The organism is Methylobacterium sp. WL64 (genome assembly GCF_008039945.1).
GTDB lineage: Bacteria > Pseudomonadota > Alphaproteobacteria > Rhizobiales > Beijerinckiaceae > Methylobacterium.
Genome location: NZ_VRVA01000303.1, coordinates 1 through 777, shown reverse-complemented (window position 1 = coordinate 777; position 777 = coordinate 1). Strand labels below are relative to the sequence as shown.

General features: G+C 69.2%; 1 protein-coding gene. It reads left to right on the top strand.

Annotated elements, in window-relative coordinates; translation table 11 throughout:
* Positions 1 to 777, top strand: a 777-nt coding sequence (locus tag FV242_RS34010) for an alpha/beta fold hydrolase (protein ID WP_246693019.1), incomplete at both ends; no start/stop codon positions are given.

The window sequence follows — 777 nt, the reverse complement described above, 5'->3', positions numbered from 1 at the left end:
TGCAGCGCAAATACTGAAGGGCAATGCCGTCATGTCCCTACATTTTGAACGCCTCGGCACCGGCAGGCCGCTACTCATGGTCCATGGGCTGGGGTCCAATCTCCGCACCTGGGACCCGCTCTTGCCCGCATTGCGCGACTCACGCGAACTGATCTTGGTCGACCTGCCGGGACATGGCAGCTCGGCCCCGCTCGCGGGCCGGCAGACGGTGGAGGCTCATGCGGACGCCCTGGCCGGCTTCGTGCAGTCGCAAGGCCTGACGACAGCGGACCTTGTCGGCAGTTCGGTGGGGGGCCGGCTTGTGCTGGAGCTGGCGCGGCGGGGCATCGGTCGGCACTGCGTGGCGCTTGATCCCGGCGGTTTCTGGCGCGGGTGGGAAACGCGCTGGTTGCACTGGTCGCTCGCGGCATCGATACGCCTGGTGCGGTTGCTGCGGTCCTTCCACCCCCTCCTGTCGCGCCACGCCGTCACCCGTACGCTGCTGCTGGCCCAACTGTCGGCCCGTCCGTGGTTGCTGCCACCCCAGCTTGTCGTAGGGGAGCTGCAGAGCCTGGCGGCCACGCCGGTGTTCGATGCGATGCTGCGCGAGCTGGCGCGCGGGCCGTTGCAGCAGGGTTCGGCGACGACCCCCGGCCTTGTCACCATAGGCTGGGGCCGCCAGGACCACCTGCTGCTGCCGCGACAGGCCACACGCGCCCGGGTAGCATTCCCGTCGGCCCGTCTGCACTGGTTCGAGCGGTGCGGCCACTTCCCGCATTGGGATCAGCCTGCCGAGAC